The sequence below is a fragment of the Sphingobacterium sp. UBA6645 genome (assembly GCF_002455685.1).
Taxonomy (GTDB): domain Bacteria; phylum Bacteroidota; class Bacteroidia; order Sphingobacteriales; family Sphingobacteriaceae; genus Sphingobacterium; species Sphingobacterium hotanense.
Window position 1 is genome coordinate 47652 of sequence record NZ_DKLH01000087.1, and the last position, 14693, is coordinate 62344.

Here is a 14693-nt window from a genome sequence, read left to right on the forward strand (position 1 = left end):
AATGCTGAACTCTTTTCGCCAACATATTCAAAAATATCAAACGATAAGCGACGAACAATTCGAAGCGATACTATCGTATTTTGAAGTACATTCGCTCAAGAAGAAAGAGATTATTCAAGAGGCAGGACAGACGCAACTTTACAATTATTTTGTACTCGAAGGTTGCCTTCGCATGTACACTTTGCACGAAAAAGGTCAGGAAATCACGACAGACTTTGCATTGGAATCATGGTGGCTCTGTGATCAGAAAGCATATCTAGGAAAGATAGAAACAGACTGTTATATTCAAGCAGTAGAAAGCAGTAGAATATTAAGAATTAGTAGATATAAAGAGCAATTATTAATTAAAGAACAACCTTTTATACAATTTTATTTTCTTCAAATCTACCAGAAAGCGTTCGCTGCAGCGCAGTTCAGAAACAAATTATTCAAACTGTACTCCAAGGAAGAAATATTCATCCAATTCAATAACAATTTCCCTGATTTTGTACAGCGTGTACCACAATACCTCATCGCTTCCTATTTAGGTCTTACCCCAGAATACCTGAGCGAAATTCGAAAAAAGATGTTTTCTTAAACTAGCTTAAGATTTTCTTGTTTTTCACTTTGCAACTTTGCAATATCAAAAACAAGAACAATATGAAAGCTAGAATGAATATCGCTGAATTGGAACCTAATGGCTACAAACGCGTCCTTACATTAGAAAATTATATACAAGCTTCTGATCTGGATAAAACCCATCTCGAACTGATCAAAATTCGCGCCTCTCAGATCAACGGATGTGCGTTTTGTATCAATATGCATACGAAGGACGCCATGGCGCAGGGAGAAACAGCTCAGCGTATCTTCCTACTTAATGCTTGGCGAGAAACGAATATATTTACTCCGGAAGAGCGCACGATTCTCGCAATGACCGAAGAAGTGACCAAAATCCATGAAGCTGGATTATCAGAAGAAACCTACCAGGCTGCAAAATCACTATTTACGGAGAACTATATCGCGCAAATTATCTTAGCGATCGCAACCATCAATGTCTGGAATCGTATTGCCATTACGAGTCATACGCAACCGGAATTGTAGTAAACAAGTTCATGCTAGATCCCTTTTAAAGCCCTTTCAAACCCAATGATCAACCCTTTCAAACCCAATTCGAAGAGGCTGAACATTGGGTTTGAATGGGCTTTTGTGTGGTTATGAGCAGACGCTGTTATGACGGCACTTTATAACGGTCGAGGATAAGGAACAAGGCTATTTTCTGAAATTGTTCGTTTGCAAAAGCAATCGAGAAATTTAATCACTGGTGTCGATTCAATGGACGCTTGAATTTTTTAAGTAATATATTCCGTAGATTAGTGTATACCAACAGTAAACGACATGAAGACAATCACAAGAATATGGCATGGTATAACACGGAAAGAAGATGCTGATATCTACCTAAATTACTTAACCAGCACGGGCATGAAGGATTACCGCAGCACGAAAGGAAACCTCTCCGCAAAAGTGCTCCGACGAATCGATCATGATATCTGCCATTTTATGACCGTTACGGAATGGGAATCCACAAGCAGCATACAGGAGTTTGCCGGTGAACATTTTCAACGCGCTAGATATTATCCGGAAGATAAAAAGTATCTCTTAGAATTTGAAGAATTCGTAACACACTTCGAGACTTACGATTTCGAATAATGTAGGTTTTTGCTTGTTGGGATACTGAACGAAAAAGTGCTGCCGACGCCTACGCTACTTTCTACGGCGATACTTCCTCCTTGATTCTCAATAAAATCTTTGGCAATGGAAAGCCCTAATCCCGTCCCCGAGCGCATAGATCCAGGTATTTGAAAATAGCGATCAAAGATGCGATCCCTATAGCTGCTGTCAATTCCTTTTCCATGATCTTTAACCGAAAAGATTAATTTAGCGTCCTTTTTTGTCAGTGAAACGATGATTTGACTGTGCTCTGCTGAATAACGTATTGCATTTGTAATAAAGTTTGTGAGAACCCAAGCAGTCTTTTCCTCATCGATATAGACCTCAGGGAGATTTTCATCCAGCTCCGTTACGAGCTCTATCTGTTTTAGTTCGGCTTGCAATCGGGTAGCCTGAAGTGCGTAAGTAATAACCGGCATTGGGTTGCACCATTGCGCAAAGAGCTTAATATTTCCAGTCTCTACCTGCGACATATTGAGCAGCTCGGAGGTAATTCGCAGCAACCGTTCGCTATCATCCTTTATTCCCTCCATCAACTTTCGCTGATTTTCGCTTAGCTCGCCGGTCTTTGGGTGGTTCAATAATTCCAAACCCATTTGAATAGATGCTATTGGGGTTTTCAACTCATGTGATACTGTAGCGATAAAGTTTGTTTTAGCGACATCGAGCTCCTTAATACTGGTAATATTTTTAAGAATAATTACCTCTCCTACATGTTGTAATACCTGTTCTCCTGTTGGTACAATTTCGATGGCATAAACCTGCTTCTCAAAATAACTTTCTTTATTATCTACAAATATATTTAATGTATTATCTTCTAATGCGTGTGCCTGTCCCTCCGCGTGCTTTTCTGGAATTTCAACGATCCTTGCAATCAGATCGCTTGCGTTAGCGAGCTCCTGAAGGGGCTTCAACTTGACTTCTTCCCTGCTAAGGCCGATAAGTTGTAGTGCCTCATCGTTGATGAACAGAATTTCCTTCTTATCGTTCAATCCGATCACGGGATCATGCATACTATTCACCAGTGCCTCTACCCTCTTCTTTTCTTGTAAAATGTGATCTAATTTGCTATTTGAATATTCCTGCAAACGTTCAGCCATGCTGTTAAACGAATTTGCTAGATCGACAAACTCGGAGTCCCCTTTGAAGTAAAGACGCTGCGCATAATTCTGCTTGGCGATTTCTCGAATACTGTTGGTTAGTTTTTTGATGGGATCGGCGATATTGCTTGGTAGATTGACCCACAATACGAAGGCAATCAGAAAGCTTAATGCGCCAAGTACCGATATCAGCAAAAAAGCCTCATTAGCGAGTAGTTTTGTCTGATCGTTCTTTTTAACAATAGCCGCCATATTGACGTTCATCAGGTTGACGAGCTCTTCCCTGAATTCGCTAGCATGTTGTGGATCGGATGGATTGTCTAACAACCTATTCAGTTTCAATTCTAAATTTGCCGTAATCTCTTTCTCACTTAGTTCCGTGACATTCGTCTTTTGTTTTGCTAAATTGCTCCGTAGAGTTGTCGATGCGACCATATCCCCAGCGGTATATTGATCCGACGCACCCAACATATTCCTTGCATATTCTACCGACAGATAATTGGCTGCCAATACATTATCGGCTTCCCTTTTCAAGGAACTCACATACCAGGTACTTGCAAACGCAAGCAATAAGATCATTAAAAACAATAATCCGACACCTATATTTAATTTGGTTTTGATTTTCATGAGAGTATAATTAAATCGACTTCAATAGGTTCTAATTTCTTCAGTAGTTTCCTAAATAGACCCATCGTCCATAAAATTCTAAAAAATGACCAATGCGGCCGTCCAATACAAAGGGTCGTGATCTGCATTTGCAATACTTGCTCGACGATATGGCTCGGAACATCAGTTCCTTTAATTTGTATCACTTGCCCACCTAATTCCGTGGCCAATTTAAAATTATTAATTAGAAAACGTTGTTTATCGAGCGCGATTTTATCGCTGCTCTCCTTCGCCGTCTGCACGTAAAGGACAAACCATTCGGCATGATAATAACTCGCAAGTCTGGAAGTTCTCCTGATGAGGTTTCTTGCTCGCTTTTCGTCTGTACTGACACAGACCATAAAGCGCTCTAAACGTCTTTTCTTTGATCCGACCTGGTAGCGTTCATGCTTCTTGATGGCATGGCTTGCAACTTCCTTCACAGCCAATTCACGAAGTAAATCCAGATGCTCCGCTTGAAAGAAATTGCTCAATGCGGTTTGAATTTTGTCTACATGATATATCTTACCTTCCTTTAAACGCGCTATCAGATCTTCCACACTAATATCGATCAGTACCAACTCATCCGCCATATCGAACACTTTGTCGGGCACTCGCTCTTTTACTTCCATTTTAAGATAGGCAGATAGCTCGACCTGTAGACTTTCCATATGTTGTATATTGATGGCAGAGATGACATTAATTCCCGCCTCTAGGAGTTCGACAACGTCCTGCCAGCGTTTTTCGTTTTTGCTTCCTGGAATATTGCTATGTGCTAATTCATCAACAATTACGACTTCTGGTTTAAGCTTTAGTATTAAGTCCACATCCATCTCTTCCAGTTCGTTTCCTTTATAGAATAGTTTTCTTCTCGGAAGAACGGGAAGTCCGGTTATCAAAGCCTCAGTATCTGCCCGACCATGGGTTTCAATGAACCCAATTTTTACAGGAATACCATTACGCAATAGATTATGTGCCTCCTGCAACATGCGGTAGGATTTTCCTACGCCCGCACTCATGCCAAGGTAGATTTTAAACTTCCCGCGCCGTGCCTGCTTAAGCAAGTTCAAAAAATATTCTGCAGATTTACGTTGCTCTTCCATCTTTTTAGATCATTCTAAAATCGCCAGGTTAAGGCCGTAGTCAAGCTTCCATTTGCCGACTTATACTGATCTGCTTTGTACTTAAATATCTCAGCATCACTATGCAAATATCGAAATTCCGCTCGCCAGAACAAGCCATCGAACAAATGTAGATCGAAGCCTGATGAAAGACCCATTATCTCTGATGGTATAGGCTCAATGCTACCAAATATGACACCGTGGGCATCGTTGAAATACTCGATGCGGGCATTTATATTTAAGCTCTCTAATAATCTATATTGAGTCTGCAATCCGGCAGTCCAATAATTGGCAACATCGTTGTCGTTAGATCTATGCTGTATTGCATAATCAACTAATCCTAAAAAGCGAAGACGATCTGTCGCATCCACTTGTACAAAGAAATCATGGAATATGCGCAGGCTATCCGGGCCTTCATTGCCTATATAAGAGCTACTATTCAACAATACATGCTTGGACGGCCTATATTGTACTTGATGTCCGAAGGACAAACCCGTACTTGATTCGGGCAGTTGAATTCTTTGCCAACCATTGAGCGCCAATATAGCAAGGCTCCATTTTTCGTTTGCTGTTTGATAGCTCAACTTAGCCCCCGTTTCAAAATATGGTGAGTTCTCGGCCGAAATGCTGCGCGTTAAACTAATATTATCTATTCCTATGGCACTTTCCGGACCGATATGTGAAGGCATAATACCGGCCTCAATCCAGAAATTAGATTTCTAACTTAACTTATAACCTACATTAGCCTCAAAGATCATTTTATATACTCCTTCTTCAGCAGCGTAATTCGCATTCATATAAGAGCCAGCCGCCAAAGCTACCTGGCTTCGAACGCGCTCGCTCTGATAAGTTGCTCGCAACATAGCAAGATTGACAGCAAATTCGTCGCTACGGTTATGCGAATAGATGAAGGAAGCCTTCTGATGATTGGATGGCTTCTGGAAATCGTATGTATAGTAGGCCTCCAGGTAACCGTTAAGACTCAGCTTGCTTTGCAAACTGTCTTTATCCTCTTGTGCATATAGGGCAGTTGCACTGAAACAACAAAGCCCAGCGAGCCAACCTTTATTTTCCATGGTTCTCTCCTAATTTATTTTTCAAATTATCTAAAGCCAGATTGAGTTTCAGTACGTGGATAGTTTCGGGACCAAACAATCCCCATAGTACCTCTTCCTTATTTTGCGCTATCAGATTATTTACCTGCGGTGCAGATAAGCCTCGCAATTCCGCAATTCTCGCCACTTGTACATAAGCAGCCTGCACAGATATATGCGGATCTAATCCACTTCCGCTCGCTGTTACGAGGTCTACGGGTACTTGCGCACGCTGAACAGTAGGGTTCTTTTGAAGAAATGTGTCTATGCGTGCTGCGACCTCATCTAAATAAGCTTCATTGGAAGGACCTTTATTGCTTCCTCCAGATCCTGCTGCATTATAATCCACTGCAGAGGGACGTGATTGAAAATAATGATCTCCATTGAAGGCTTGCCCAATATGGTAGTAATACGACTTTCCCGCTACTTCAATCATTTTTTCCTTTCCTTTGGAGGCTTGGGTTTGAGCCAGCGCCCATATGAGAAATGGATAAAGCACAGCGAACAAAAATAGACAGATGACACTAAGTCGAATAGCGATTGTTATGTTGTATTTCATGATGTATGGATTAAAAAATAAGGGATAAAAGCAAATCAATCAGTTTGATACCTATAAACGGAGCGATGAGTCCTCCGAAGCCATAAATAACGATATTTCGTCGCAGCAGTGCAGAAGCACCGATGGGTTTATAAGGCACACCTTTCAATGCTAATGGAATTAACAGGGGAATCAAGATCGCATTGAAGATAATCGCAGAAAGTATTGCTGACTCGGGGCTTTTTAAATGCATGATGTTGAGGGGCTCGAGCGCGGGAATTGCCAGGATAAACAGTGCCGGAATTATGGCAAAATACTTAGCAACATCGTTAGCAATACTGAAGGTCGTCAATGTCCCGCGAGTCATTAGTAATTGCTTTCCTATTTCGACGATTTCAATCAACTTAGTGGGATCATTGTCCAAATCGACCATATTACCAGCTTCTTTTGCAGCTTGTGTTCCGCTGTTCATGGCGACACCTACATCGGCTTGCGCTAGAGCAGGTGCGTCGTTCGTGCCGTCCCCCATCATCGCCACCAACTTACCGTCTTGCTGCTCTTTACGGATATAGTTCATCTTATCCTCCGGTTTTGCTTCAGCGATAAAATCGTCCACCCCTGCTGTTTTTGCGATAAATGACGCTGTTAGGGGGTTATCGCCGGTCACCATCACCGTTTTTATTCCCATTTTGCGAAGTCTCGCAAAGCGTTCTTGAATCCCGGGCTTGATAATATCTTGCAGTTCTACGACACCTAGCACCTGTTCATTCTCGACAACCACCAACGGGGTGCCACCATTGGCTGCGATTAATTTTACCTCCTCTAAAATGTCATTAGGAAAGGAATGCCCTGCATCTTCAACGATCTTTTTGATCGCATCGGTTGCACCCTTGCGAATTCGAGTACTTCCAAAATCAATTCCGGAGCATCGTGTTTCCGCTGTAAACCGAATGGCGGATTCCACCTGCTTAGACGGATTTGAGAGGTCTATACCACCCAATTTAACGATAGATTTCCCTTCGGGTGTTTCATCAAACTTTGAGCTTAAAGCTGCAGCCTTTACCAATCGTTCTTTTGCAACACCCTCCGTCTCCTGAAACCGTGTTGCTTTTCTATTGCCTATGGTGATTGTCCCTGTCTTATCCAATAAAAGGACATCAATATCACCTGCTGTTTCTACAGCTTTCCCCGATTTAGTCAATACGTTTGCACGTAGCGCTCTATCCATACCGGCAATACCTATTGCTGATAAGAGGCCTCCAATCGTCGTTGGTACTAAACAGATAAATAATGAAATAAAGGCAGCGATGCTGATTCCGACATTCGCGTATTGTGCAAAAGGGCTCAACGTTACTACTACTAAAATAAACACTAAGGTAAATCCCGCTAAAAGTATAGTCAGTGCTATTTCGTTTGGTGTTTTCTGGCGTTTAGCGCCTTCAACCAAAGCAATCATCTTGTCCAAGAAACTCTTGCCTGCTTCAGCCGTTACGCTGACAACGATCTCGTCCGACAGCACCTTCGTTCCTCCAGTAACGGAACTACGGTCGCCACCTGCTTCACGAATTACCGGGGCTGACTCGCCTGTAATCGCGCTTTCATCGATGGTTGCCAGACCTTTTATTATTTCACCATCGGTCGGTATGATATCACCAGCAACGCAAATGAAACGATCGCCTTTCTGCAAAGCAGATGAGTTGATTGTCCTGCCATCAACAAGTTTGGCCGGGGTTTCCTCCCTAGTCTTCCGCAAACTGTCCGCTTGTACTTTCCCTCTGGCTTCCGCCAGCGACTCGGCAAAATTTGCGAACAATAAGGTCAGCAGGAGAATCAAGAACACACTGAAATTATAGAGAAAACTTCCCTGTTCTTGATTTCCGAAAAGAATGAGTAGACAAACAACCGCCATAATGGCTGTAGCAATTTCTACAGTAAACATCACAGGGTTTCTGATCATGCTGCGCGGGTCGAGCTTGACAAACGCTTGCAATAAAGAATCTTTTATTAATCGAGGATCAAAAAATGAATTTTGAGTTTTCATATCAGATCAATTATTTTAAAGTGAAATATTCAGCAATTGGGCCTAAGGTTAGTGCTGGGAAGAATGATAGTGCAGCAACGATAACAATGACTGCGAGAATCATAAATCCGAAAGTAAAGGTGTCGGTTTTTAATGTACCGGAGCTTTCTGGTATATGTCGTTTTGCAGCGAGAATGCCGGCTATTGCAACAGGACCTATGATAGGAAGGAAACGTCCGAATAACAAAACGATACCCGTACTGATGTTCCACCAATAGGTGTTATCTGCTAATCCTTCAAAACCACTACCATTGTTGGCTGCCGCAGAAGTATATTCATAAAGGATTTCTGAGAAACCATGGAAACCCGGGTTATTTGTGGTAGCAACGCCCCATGAAGGGATAGAACTTGTTAAAGCGGTTCCAACGAGAATTAGGAAAGGATGAAGAAGGGCAATGATCATGGCAATTTTCATTTCCTTTGCTTCCACTTTCTTGCCCATAAACTCTGGAGTTCGCCCGACCATCAGTCCACTGATAAAAACTGCGAGTACAATAAATACAAAGAAGTTTAAGATGCCTACGCCACAACCGCCATAGAAGGCATTAATCATCATACCGAGGAGCTCATTCATGCCAGACAGCGCCATACCACTATCATGCATCGAGTTGATTGATCCGGTGGAGATAACCGTAGTAACGATAGACCAGAATCCTGCTGCTACTGCACCTATGCGTACTTCCTTGCCCTCCATTGCACCATTATCCATGTTGATGCCCATCGCTGCAATAGCAGGATTACCTGCCTGTTCCATTTGGACATTTGGTATCACTAGACATATAAACCCAAACGTCATGACTGCGAATATCACCCAGGCGAACTTTTTCCTTCGTATATAATAACCAAAAGCAAAGATCATGGCGATCGGAATAATAAACTGTGCTACCATCTCGGTCATATTGCTCAAAAAACTGGGGTTTTCTAAAGGGTGGTTGGAATTGGCTCCAAAGAAACCGCCACCATTTGTACCAACGTGCTTTATGGCGACAAATGCAGCTACAGGCCCAGTCGATATGATAATACTATCTCCTGTAAGTCCGATCATCTGATCCTTTCCCTGATAGGTCATTGGAGTTCCCTGATACAGGAGAATAGTCGCAACCAACAAGGAGATGGGCAACAGTATTCGTGTACAGGATTTTACAAATAGTTGGTAGAAGTTACCCAATGTATCCGTCTGCTTTTCTCGAAATGCTTTAAAGAGCATCGCCGCCGCAGCCATCCCCACTCCAGCACTTACGAACTGCAAGAACATCAGCATACCCTGAGACAGGTAGCTGACACCGCTTTCGCCGGAGTAATGTTGTAAATTACAATTCACGACAAAAGAAATTGCGGTGTTAAAGGCTAAGTCAGGACGCATACCGGGGTTGTTATCCGGATTCAAGGGCAATAGATGCTGTAACATCAATACGGCCATCGTTAAAAACAACCAAAACAGGTTGATAATCAGTAAGGAACCCAGGTTCTCTTTCCATGTCATTTCACGATTCGGATCGATTCCGGAGAATTTATAGATTAGCCGATCTATTGGTCCAAAGACAGGGTCTAAAAAGGTACGTTCTGAAAGGTATACTTTTGCTATGTATCGTCCTAAAGGAATTCCTAAGAGCACCGTAATTAGGAACATGAAGATGACAGCAATAATTTCTGTGTTCATCATAATTAGTTTTAAAATTTTTCCGGATAGATCAGCACATACACGATGTACAGAAATACCATAATCGATATAATTAATAAGCTGATCATGTTAGTTCTCTAAGATGGTTTTCATATATATTGGTCGAAGTTCTTTGGGCAAGAAGTCTATATGCAAACGCAGACTTGCGGGAGATTCACAATGGGATATCCGTTCCAGGAACTCATTCTCTATAGCGTTCCTTTCATGCAAGGAACCGTTATAATATAAGATTCCAATAATATTGATGGCTTCTTTTGCCAGTCCTTGTTCTACATTGTTCCCATTTAAACAACGAATACAATAATCTGCCACATTTTGTAATACCGTATATTCAGTTACATTCTGTTCAGCGGGCACACATTCCGGAAACCATTCATGGATACTGCTAATGATTTTATTTTTCATGGCCTTAGATTTTGTCGAAAAAATTGATCGATTTGTAGAATATTAGAAAGCATAGTGTACAGACTATGATTAAGATTACAGTTACCATAATTGCGCGTTAAAGGGTTGATTCAATAGAAAAGCATTTATGCTTATTCCGATGTTACCAAGTGTTTTCATCTCTTTTGTTTTCCGAGGGATGCCAAAAGAGATACCACGAGAACGACCAGACATATAAGAGACTAACCAATAGCACTTTAAGAAAAACCATAAAAAACAGCGCATAAAAAAAGCCTATCAAAATGATAGGCTCCTTCTCAATATGAAAGGCTTTTAGAGTTTGTACTCTTCGATTTTCCGGTACAGTGTGGCTATTCCAATTCCGAACAAACGGGCTGCTTCTGCTTTGTTATTGTGTGTATGATGAAGAACGCGCTGTATATGTTCCTTTTCTACATCGTGTAAAGCGAAGGAACTGGAAGAATGACTTTTCGGCTTCTCTACCTGTATATCATACGGAAGGCTATTTAGCCCAAGCCTATCGCCGTCCATTAAGATGAGGCTACGCTCGACTACATTCTTTAACTCTCGGATATTTCCCCTCCAATGATGGTTCTTCATCGCATCGATATATGCGCTATCAACTTGGGGGATTTTCATATTCATTTTGCTTGAACATATTCCGACAAAAAACTCGATGAGCATAGGAATATCGGATGGTCGATCCTTTAAAGCCGGCAAATGAATATTGAATACGGAGAGTCTATAAAATAAATCGGCACGAAAAAGACCCTCTTCGGCTTCTTTTTCTAGATCTCTGTTAGTGGCTGCTATTACGCGTACATTTACCTTTGTTGGCTTACTTTCTCCCACTTTTATGAACTCTCCCGTTTCTAAAACCCGCAGGATTTTCGCCTGCAGCTCTAGCGGCATCTCTCCAATTTCGTCTAGAAATATAGTTCCTAAATTCGCTTCCTCAAATAATCCTGCCTTATCCTTCATCGCTCCCGTAAATGAGCCGGCGATATGTCCGAAAAGCTCGCTTTCTAACAAATCCTTACTAAATGCAGAGCAGTTGATTGCGACAAATGACTTCGCACTTCGTTTACTAGCGTAATGAATCGCTTGTGCAAATACTTCTTTCCCCGTTCCCGTTTCGCCCAATAAGAGCACGGTACTATCCGTTGGTGCTACGCGCTCGGCTAGATTGATCGCATTTTTGAGCTCTCTGGACTGCCCAATGATTTGATCGAAAGAATATTTCTTCCCTACTTGAGCCTCAAGCTTAGCAATTCGCTTTGCCATTTTTACTTTCTCGAATGCTTTATATAGCAAGGGGATAATCTTATTGTTATCATCGCCTTTCGTCATATAATCGAAGGCACCATTTTTTATAGCCTGTACGCCATCGCTTATCTGCCCATAGGCGGTCATCAGGATAACTTCCGTCAAAGGTTGCTGCTTTTTTATTTCGAGAACGAAGTCAACACCATTTCCGTCGGGGAGTTTGACATCCGAGATAACGACATCAAATTCACGTTGTTTAAGTTGCTGTAATCCAATTTTTAAATCGGCTGCTTGTTGAATTTCTAAATCCTCCCATTCCAGTTCGATTATTCGGGCAAGTAACTGACGAAGTTTATCTTCATCATCGATAATTAACATACGGTTCTGCATAGGGCATCTCGGCTTTTCCAAGCTAAATTAGAAAATTAGGCTAGGATTAAAATTTAAAAAAGGAACATTCCAGATTCTTTTCAGAATCTTTTAACTTAATTGTATTTTTAATGCACATGAAGATACTAATTATAGAAGACGAACTAGCTCTGTTACAAACTGTTGAAGAATTTTTAAAAAGTGAAAACTTTCTGACGGAAACGGCACATGATTTTCATGCAGGGTTAGAAAAGGCGTTGACGTATGATTATGATTGTATATTGTTGGACATTATGCTCCCCGGCGGGTCTGGTTTAGATATATTGATGGCGCTAAAAGAGCAACATAAAAAACAACCGGTGTTGATTTTATCCGCTAAGGACTCTGTTGAAGATAAAGTATTAGGTTTAGAGATTGGTGCGGATGACTATCTTGCGAAACCCTTCCATCTAGCAGAATTATTGGCTAGAGTAAAATCTATTATCCGCAGAAATGCCCGAGACGGTGAGAAACTACTGCAATATAAGAATGTGACGGTAGACCCCGATAACCGTCAAGTTATGGTTGATGGAAAGGAAATGGTCTTGAACCGTAAAGAATATGATCTATTTTATTATTTCATCCTACGTCCGAACAAATTGATGGAGAAGACGAGTCTTATCGAATCAGTTTGGGGCGATAGTTCAGATCAAGCGGATAGTTTAGATTTTATCTATTCCCAAATCAAGAATATTCGTAAAAAGCTAAAAGAAGCTCAGGCTGATATGGACCTTCAGGCTGTATACGGTGTGGGCTATAAACTTGTTTAGATGTCAGTATCGATAAAATATTATACAAATCGATTTCTAGTGATCACGATCTTGATCATTATCGCGGTGTGGGCCTTGCTGTTTTACGCCTTCATGATGGACGAGGTATATGATAATGTGGATGATGGACTGAAAAACCAAAAAATTGAAATTATACGGGAAGCATTCAAGAATCCTAGTATCCTAGAGGAGAATCGGAATTACGGCATCAATCAGTTTCGGATCCTCCCGACCTCTGATAGTGAAGATTTGGATAAAAATCACTTTTCCAGGGAGTTCATGTATATGCCTTATGACGAGGAAGATGAGCCTTACAGAGTACTTAAAACCGGCTTCTACAGTAAGGATGGGGCTCCATATAGGCTAGAGATTAGGACTTCAACCGTGGAAGAGGATGACTATTCAATTAATTTAGGTATTGCTTTGACGGTTTTGTACTTGGTGATTGTACTGAGCATACTAGTCGTAAACTATTACGTTATGAGTCGCGCATGGAAGCCTTTTCAGGAAATACTGGCCAACTTGAGCCGATATCGCTTTGGACACTCGAAGAGCTTTGAACCGATTCCTACGAAGGTTAAAGAATTTGAAGAACTCAATGGTCAGATTGTCAATATGATCAGTCGCAATGAAGAAGTCTTTGCCGGACAGAAGCGTTTTCTCGAGAATGCCTCGCATGAATTACAAACACCATTAGCCATTACGATCAGCAAATTGGAACTACTGATGCAAGAAGGCGCATTGGATGAAAGTCAGCTCGTGCGTGTGTCAGAAGCTAAACAGTCGCTCCACCGCATGGTCGCATTGAATAAATCCTTATTAATGCTTTCCCGTATCGATAACAACCAATATAGCGAAATGCAGGAAGTGAATTTCAACGAAGTCCTGAGAAACCTGCTTCATGACATGGAAGATATTATAGAATACAAAGGAATTGAAGTGGAGTTAAATGAGCAGGGTAATTTCGAGACGGAATTTAATGCGGATCTAGCACAAATTATGCTCTCGAATTTGATTCGAAATGCGATAAAATACAATAGCTCGCCGGGTAGAATATGGATTCAAATCACTGATTCGACTATAGATATTGCCAATAGCAGCAACAGCGGTGCGCTTAATCCGGCTTACATATTCGAGCGTTTTCATAAAGGCAGTCAGGATAACAATTCGAATGGATTAGGTCTTTCTATAGTTCAGTCGATATTAGAACAACATATGCATATCAAACTTGCGTATCATTACGAAGGATCGCTGCAGCACTTTGTATTGAAGAAACAAAGCTAATACGTTTATTATTTGATTTTTTACAGGACACAGAAGCTTTGTAGCTCATGAATAATAGAAAAAAACTTATCTTTTTTCTATTATTCATTTAAAATTCCCAATTGTTTACAGTTTTGCTATCGATTATTGTAGTATAATAATTGATAGAACATGAAAAATATAGTAAAAATAGCACTTGTTGGCTTGATCGCAGGATCATCATTTCAAGCGATCGGACAAGAAAAGATTATTCAGTTGAATGCTTTACCAAAAACTGCACAATCCTTTATCTCCGCTCATTATAAACAAGAGAAGGTGGCATTGGTGAAATCGGAAAAAGAACTTCTTTCGCCGATCGAATACCAAGTGGTATTGGCCAATGGTACTAAAGTGGAATTTGACAAAAACGGTAATTGGACCGAAGTCGACGCGAAGAAGAACGCTGTTCCCCAAAGCATTATTCCAGCATCAATCAGAGAATATGTCAAAAAGAGCTTCCCAAACAACGAAATCGTACAGATCTCCAAAGATTCTCGTGACATCGAGGTGGAATTAACAAGTGGTATTGATCTTAAATTCAATACGAAAGGTGAATTTATCAGAGTTGACGACTAA

Annotated in this window: 14 protein-coding genes and 1 pseudogene; 6 read left to right on the top strand and 9 right to left on the bottom strand. The window is 41.1% G+C overall.

Annotated features, from left to right (window positions below; genetic code table 11):
• The first annotated feature begins 1 nt into the window (after position 1).
• The 3 genes from B2400_RS16020 to B2400_RS16030 all read left to right on the top strand — a co-directional run bounded on the left by B2400_RS16020 (position 2) and on the right by B2400_RS16030 (position 1686).
• Entirely contained in the window at positions 2-577 is a 576-nt protein-coding gene (locus B2400_RS16020) for a Crp/Fnr family transcriptional regulator (protein WP_293934892.1), read from the top strand.
• A 62-nt stretch (positions 578-639) separates the two neighbouring features.
• Positions 640-1080: a carboxymuconolactone decarboxylase family protein gene (locus B2400_RS16025; protein ID WP_293934895.1), complete on the top strand. Its 441-nt coding sequence runs from the start codon at positions 640-642 to the stop codon at positions 1078-1080.
• 294 nt (positions 1081-1374) lie between these two features.
• A complete protein-coding gene (locus B2400_RS16030) occupies positions 1375-1686 on the top strand; it encodes an antibiotic biosynthesis monooxygenase (protein WP_149526107.1) in 312 nt (103 codons plus the stop codon).
• Here B2400_RS16030 and B2400_RS16035 read toward each other — a convergent pair.
• From B2400_RS16035 to B2400_RS16070, 9 genes and pseudogenes are all read right to left on the bottom strand, one after another.
• Positions 1671-3434, bottom strand: coding sequence for an ATP-binding protein (locus B2400_RS16035; RefSeq protein WP_293934898.1), 1764 nt, complete (start codon positions 3432-3434; stop codon positions 1671-1673). The two genes, B2400_RS16030 and B2400_RS16035, sit on opposite strands and share 16 nt — an antisense overlap.
• Positions 3431-4555 (bottom strand): sensor protein KdpD, encoded by a 1125-nt coding sequence (locus B2400_RS16040; RefSeq protein WP_293934901.1) that lies wholly within the window; start codon positions 4553-4555, stop codon positions 3431-3433. Before B2400_RS16040 ends, B2400_RS16035 begins: the two co-directional genes overlap by 4 nt.
• A gap of 14 nt (positions 4556-4569) precedes the next feature.
• Positions 4570-5649, bottom strand: a pseudogene (locus B2400_RS16045) (porin).
• Positions 5639-6226, bottom strand: coding sequence for a potassium-transporting ATPase subunit C (locus tag B2400_RS16050; protein WP_293934904.1), 588 nt, complete (start codon positions 6224-6226; stop codon positions 5639-5641). Before B2400_RS16050 ends, B2400_RS16045 begins: the two are co-directional and overlap by 11 nt.
• 10 nt (positions 6227-6236) lie before the next feature.
• Positions 6237-8246, bottom strand: a complete 2010-nt coding sequence (kdpB, locus tag B2400_RS16055; RefSeq protein WP_293934907.1) for a potassium-transporting ATPase subunit KdpB — start codon at positions 8244-8246, stop codon at positions 6237-6239.
• Positions 8247-8256: 10 nt separating this feature from the next.
• Positions 8257-9945, bottom strand: a complete 1689-nt coding sequence (kdpA, locus tag B2400_RS16060; RefSeq protein WP_149527704.1) for a potassium-transporting ATPase subunit KdpA — start codon at positions 9943-9945, stop codon at positions 8257-8259.
• 11 nt (positions 9946-9956) lie between these two features.
• On the bottom strand, positions 9957-10034 hold the full coding sequence (locus B2400_RS17905; RefSeq protein ID WP_149527705.1) for a potassium-transporting ATPase subunit F: 78 nt from the start codon (positions 10032-10034) through the stop codon (positions 9957-9959).
• A 1-nt stretch (position 10035) separates the two neighbouring features.
• Complete coding sequence (locus tag B2400_RS16065) at positions 10036-10371, bottom strand: DUF7674 family protein (RefSeq protein ID WP_293934909.1); 336 nt, start codon at positions 10369-10371, stop codon at positions 10036-10038.
• 312 nt (positions 10372-10683) lie between these two features.
• On the bottom strand, positions 10684-12027 hold the full coding sequence (locus B2400_RS16070) for a sigma-54-dependent transcriptional regulator (protein WP_293934912.1): 1344 nt from the start codon (positions 12025-12027) through the stop codon (positions 10684-10686).
• A 116-nt stretch (positions 12028-12143) separates the two neighbouring features.
• Here B2400_RS16070 and B2400_RS16075 point away from each other — a divergent pair, with 116 nt between their 5' ends.
• The 3 genes from B2400_RS16075 to B2400_RS16085 all read left to right on the top strand — a co-directional run bounded on the left by B2400_RS16075 (position 12144) and on the right by B2400_RS16085 (position 14693).
• Complete coding sequence (locus B2400_RS16075; protein ID WP_149526115.1) at positions 12144-12815, top strand: response regulator transcription factor; 672 nt, start codon at positions 12144-12146, stop codon at positions 12813-12815.
• Entirely contained in the window at positions 12816-14099 is a 1284-nt protein-coding gene (locus B2400_RS16080) for a sensor histidine kinase (RefSeq protein WP_149526116.1), read from the top strand.
• A 150-nt stretch (positions 14100-14249) separates the two neighbouring features.
• The gene (locus B2400_RS16085; RefSeq protein WP_149526117.1) at positions 14250-14693 is read left to right on the top strand and encodes a PepSY-like domain-containing protein; all 444 of its coding nucleotides are present in this window, start codon (positions 14250-14252) and stop codon (positions 14691-14693) included.

Excerpts from the sequence above, each read along its gene's own strand:
- B2400_RS16020 (WP_293934892.1), top strand. The coding sequence starts at position 2 with ATGCTGAACTCTTTTCGCCAACATATTCAAAAATATCAAACGATAAGC.
- B2400_RS16025 (WP_293934895.1), top strand. The coding sequence starts at position 640 with ATGAAAGCTAGAATGAATATCGCTGAATTGGAACCTAATGGCTACAAA.
- B2400_RS16030 (WP_149526107.1), top strand. The coding sequence starts at position 1,375 with ATGAAGACAATCACAAGAATATGGCATGGTATAACACGGAAAGAAGAT.
- B2400_RS16035 (WP_293934898.1), bottom strand. The coding sequence starts at position 3,434 with ATGAAAATCAAAACCAAATTAAATATAGGTGTCGGATTATTGTTTTTA.
- B2400_RS16040 (WP_293934901.1), bottom strand. The coding sequence starts at position 4,555 with ATGGAAGAGCAACGTAAATCTGCAGAATATTTTTTGAACTTGCTTAAG.
- B2400_RS16050 (WP_293934904.1), bottom strand. The coding sequence starts at position 6,226 with ATGAAATACAACATAACAATCGCTATTCGACTTAGTGTCATCTGTCTA.
- kdpB (WP_293934907.1), bottom strand. The coding sequence starts at position 8,246 with ATGAAAACTCAAAATTCATTTTTTGATCCTCGATTAATAAAAGATTCT.
- kdpA (WP_149527704.1), bottom strand. The coding sequence starts at position 9,945 with ATGAACACAGAAATTATTGCTGTCATCTTCATGTTCCTAATTACGGTG.
- B2400_RS17905 (WP_149527705.1), bottom strand. The coding sequence starts at position 10,034 with ATGATCAGCTTATTAATTATATCGATTATGGTATTTCTGTACATCGTG.
- B2400_RS16065 (WP_293934909.1), bottom strand. The coding sequence starts at position 10,371 with ATGAAAAATAAAATCATTAGCAGTATCCATGAATGGTTTCCGGAATGT.
- B2400_RS16070 (WP_293934912.1), bottom strand. The coding sequence starts at position 12,027 with ATGCAGAACCGTATGTTAATTATCGATGATGAAGATAAACTTCGTCAG.
- B2400_RS16075 (WP_149526115.1), top strand. The coding sequence starts at position 12,144 with ATGAAGATACTAATTATAGAAGACGAACTAGCTCTGTTACAAACTGTT.
- B2400_RS16080 (WP_149526116.1), top strand. The coding sequence starts at position 12,816 with ATGTCAGTATCGATAAAATATTATACAAATCGATTTCTAGTGATCACG.
- B2400_RS16085 (WP_149526117.1), top strand. The coding sequence starts at position 14,250 with ATGAAAAATATAGTAAAAATAGCACTTGTTGGCTTGATCGCAGGATCA.